A 3,992-nucleotide genomic window follows, 5' to 3' on the forward strand; every position below is an offset into this window, starting at 1 on the left:
GGGGGCGCAAACGACTATGCTGCATTCCCTTTCGCCATCGGAGCCAGCGCCGCAGGCAACTCTTTACCCAGCCCCTGAACCAGCGAATCTTCCGTAATCTCACTGATGGATTTCGCGCCAGTCAGCGTCATCGCCACTTTCATCTCTTTCTCGATCAGATTCAGCAAGTTCGCCACGCCCGCCTGACCCGCTGTTGCCAGCGCATACAGGAACGCACGACCCAGCAGTACGGTATCGGCACCGAGCGCGATCATACGCACGACATCAAGTCCGTTACGAATCCCGCTATCTGCCAGAATGGCGATATCACCTTTCACCGCATCCGCGATAGCAGGCAGCGCACGAGCGGAAGAGAGTACACCGTCCAGCTGGCGGCCACCGTGGTTAGAAACCACAATCCCATCAGCACCAAAACGTACTGCATCACGCGCATCTTCCGGGTCGAGGATCCCTTTGATCACCATCGGGCCATCCCAGAAATCGCGGATCCACTCAAGGTCTTTCCATGAGATGGACGGATCGAAGTTATTCCCCAGCCAGCCGATGTAATCTTCCAGTCCGGTCGGTTTGCCGAGGTAAGCCGAAATATTACCTAAATCATGTGGACGACCGTTCAGGCCGACATCCCACGCCCATTGCGGATGCGTCACCGCCTGCAAGTAGCGGCGCATTGCGGCATTCGGGCCGCTCATACCGGAGTGTGCGTCACGATAACGTGCGCCTGGCGTCGGCATATCCACGGTGAAAACCAGTGTCGAACAGCCCGCCGCTTTTGCCCGTTCCAGTGCGTTACGCATAAAGCCGCGATCGCGCAGCACATAAAGCTGGAACCACATCGGACGTTTGATAGCTGGAGCGACTTCTTCAATCGGGCAAACTGAAACCGTTGAGAGAGTAAACGGAATGCCATGCGCATCAGCCGCTTTGGCTGCCTGAACTTCGCCGCGACGCGCATACATGCCGCACAAACCCACCGGAGCCAGCGCCACTGGCATCGACAATTTCTCATTAAACAGCGTCGTTTCCAGGCTTAAGTCGGACATGTTTTTCAGAATACGCTGGCGCAGCGCCACTTCTGACAAATCCTCCACGTTGCGGCGCAGCGTGTATTCAGAATATGCACCACCATCCATATAGTGGAACAGGAACGGCGGTAGAATGCGTTGCGCTGCGGCGCGATAATCGCTGGCTGCGGAAATAATCATGCGTTTTTCTCCCTCGAATGCTCATTATGCTCACCGGGCAGGCGGGTAATGCGTGCACGGCGAGCCTGATCTTCATCGAATCGTTTCATGGTGGTGTGGACAAAGCTGAGGTGCGCCATCATTGCTTTACGCGCACCGTCGGCATCACCGGCAAAAATGGCGTTAATGACCGCCTGATGCTGTTCAGTCAGTTGCGAAAAAACGGGCGGCACCAGATACATCCGCTGACGACTTTGCATCACTGAAGATTGCAGGACATCAAAGAAACCGCGCATGGTTTGCAGCAGCACGATGTTATGTGAGGCTTCGGCAATTGCCAGATGAAAACGAACGTCCGCTTGCGAGGCGAGATCCGGGTCTTCACTCAGCGTCGCTTCAAAGCAGAGCTGTATCTTTTCTTTATCGGCTTGTGTGGCACGCATTGCTGCGTGCCAGGCGGTGCTGGCCTCAATGGCGTAGCGGGCTTCCAGAATATCGAAGCTGTAATCCGGATCATCAGCCATCAGCGTTTTCAGCGGCTGGACGATGTTTTGCTCCGACCACGCGTCATGGCGCCAGCGGATAAACGTCCCGCCACCGCGACGACTAAGCAGCACACCTTCACTGACCAGTTTTGCCAGCGCCTCGCGCAGGGAATTGCGCGACACGCCGAGCTGCATCGCCAGTTGGCGTTCAGCGGGCAACTTCATGCCCGGTTCCAGATTTTGTTCATCAATCAGCGCCCGCACACGGGAAGCTACCTCGTCTGACAGGCGTCTGGGTATAACCATCATTACGGAATCATCCACGTTAAGACGTAGGCCTGAAGCGTGGTAATCACGCCCACCATACAGGTGAAGATCAGGCTGTGTTTGACAGTAAAGCGGAACAGATCTGACTCTTTGCCCACGAGTCCTACCGCCGCACAGGCAATGGCGATGGACTGCGGAGAGATCATCTTGCCGGTGACGCCGCCGGTGGTGTTGGCAGCAACCAGCAACAGATCAGAGACGCCAATTTGTTGTGCTGCGGTGGCTTGCAGCGCGGCAAACAGGGCGTTAGATGACGTATCCGACCCGGTCAGGAATACCCCCAGCCAGCCGAGGAACGGCGAGAAGAAGGTGAATGCATGACCGGTGTGTGCCAGTGCCAGCGCCAGCGTTGACGACAGCCCTGAATAGTTCGAGATAAAGGCGAAAGCCAGCACCATACCGATGGAGTAGATGGGGAGCGCCAGTTCTTTCAGTGTGCTGCCGAAAGTGCTGATGGCGTCAGAGGGTTTCATCTTCAGCCAGACGATAGAGAGCAGCGCAGCAAACAGAATGGCAGTACCGGTGGCAGAGAACCAGTCAAACTTAAACACGGCGGCATAGGCAGTGGCTTCGCTGACAACTGGCGGCATACGGGCAACCAGTTTGTCGAGATACGGCACCGGAATGTTGATCACCCACTCATACAGCACACCACCCGAAGCGAACAAGGCTTTAAACGGCGGAATACTCCACAGCGTTACGGTGGCGGTCAGGAACAGGAACGGTGTCCAGGCGCGTAACACCTGACCTGCGGTGTAACCGGTATGAGCCAGCGTCATATCAACTTGCGATGCACCCAGATCGCCGAAGCGGAAAACGCGCACCGGCTGCCAACGTTTGAGGAACAGCGTCAGGCAGAGCAGCGATACCAGCGAAGAGATAATGTCCGGCAGTTCCGGCCCAATAAAGTTAGAGCTAAGGTACTGTGCGATGGCAAACGAGCCTCCCGCGACCACGACCGCAGGCCACGTCTCTTTGATACCCCGCCAGCCGTCCATAATCGCCATGATCCAGAACAGCACGATAATGGTCATAAACGGTAGCTGACGTCCCACCATCTGGCCAATCTCAAAGCTGTCGATGCCTGTTACCTGTCCGGCAACCAGAATCGGAATACCCATCGCGCCAAATGCCACCGGCGCGGTGTTAACAATCAGGCACAACCCGGCGGCGTACAGGGGTTTAAAGCCCAGCCCGACCAGCAATGCGGCGGTAATTGCTACCGGTGCGCCAAAGCCTGCGGCACCTTCGAGAAATGCGCCGAAACAGAAACCGACGATCAGCATTTGCAGGCGCTGGTCAGGGGTTATTGAAAGAATAGATGAGCGGATGATGTCAAACTGTCCGGTTTTCACCGAGATCTTATAGACGAACACCGCCGCAATAATGATCCACGCGATGGGCCACAAACCGTAGAAGAAGCCATAAACCACTGAGGCCAGCGCATTGGCGACCGGCATTTTGTAGAACAATAGCGCGACGGTCAGAGCGATAACGACTGTCCATGTGGCGGCGACATAGCCTTTTAGTTTGAGCTTAATAAGCGCAAAGAAAAAAAACAGGATGGGAAGCGATGCTATCAGGCTGGAAAGCCAGATATTCCCGGCGGGATCATAGTTTTGTTGCCAGAGATTCATTGCAGGTCTCCTGGAGGCCACGCACATCGTGTAATGAGTCTGTTGCTCATCTCCTTGTCACACGTTGTGTAAAAGTGGCACTGCCAATTTTGTTGTGTAGGGATAATGACAATGAATGGTTAACTAAATGTTATGCATTGGCAACGTTAATGTGAGTTTTAATTGGGGAACTGTGAACCAGAGGTCAGATAAGCGAAGAATTGGTAGGGCCAATTATTGTGGGGGAGAAAAATTTGCTGCGGAGCTGGCTTGTGCCCCTCACCCTAACCCTCTCCCCGGAGGGGCGAGGGGACTGATTGTGCTCGGTGTTAGATGGAGCGCGTCCTTCAGCAATGCAAGAAAACCATTATGCACGGTAT

Annotated in this window: 3 protein-coding genes; all 3 read right to left on the minus strand. The window is 55.0% G+C overall.

Features of this window, described 5'->3' with window-relative positions:
* Positions 1-14 precede the first annotated feature (14 nt).
* The 3 genes from lldD to lldP are packed head-to-tail and all read right to left on the minus strand — an operon-like array spanning position 15 to position 3,633.
* Entirely contained in the window at positions 15-1,205 is a 1,191-nt protein-coding gene (gene lldD, locus EQY_RS0117470) for a quinone-dependent L-lactate dehydrogenase (RefSeq protein ID WP_000586957.1), read from the minus strand.
* Complete coding sequence (lldR, locus tag EQY_RS0117475) at positions 1,202-1,978, minus strand: transcriptional regulator LldR (protein ID WP_010349909.1); 777 nt, start codon at positions 1,976-1,978, stop codon at positions 1,202-1,204. Before lldR ends, lldD begins: the two co-directional genes overlap by 4 nt.
* Complete coding sequence (lldP, locus tag EQY_RS0117480) at positions 1,978-3,633, minus strand: L-lactate permease (RefSeq protein ID WP_001055315.1); 1,656 nt, start codon at positions 3,631-3,633, stop codon at positions 1,978-1,980. Before lldP ends, lldR begins: the two co-directional genes overlap by 1 nt.
* Positions 3,634-3,992 lie beyond the last annotated feature (359 nt).

It is taken from the genome of Escherichia sp. TW14182 (assembly GCF_000208525.1).
Classification (GTDB): Bacteria; Pseudomonadota; Gammaproteobacteria; order Enterobacterales; family Enterobacteriaceae; genus Escherichia; species Escherichia ruysiae.

Excerpts from the sequence above, each read along its gene's own strand:
- lldP (WP_001055315.1), bottom strand. The coding sequence starts at position 3,633 with ATGAATCTCTGGCAACAAAACTATGATCCCGCCGGGAATATCTGGCTT.
- lldD (WP_000586957.1), bottom strand. The coding sequence starts at position 1,205 with ATGATTATTTCCGCAGCCAGCGATTATCGCGCCGCAGCGCAACGCATT.
- lldR (WP_010349909.1), bottom strand. The coding sequence starts at position 1,978 with ATGATGGTTATACCCAGACGCCTGTCAGACGAGGTAGCTTCCCGTGTG.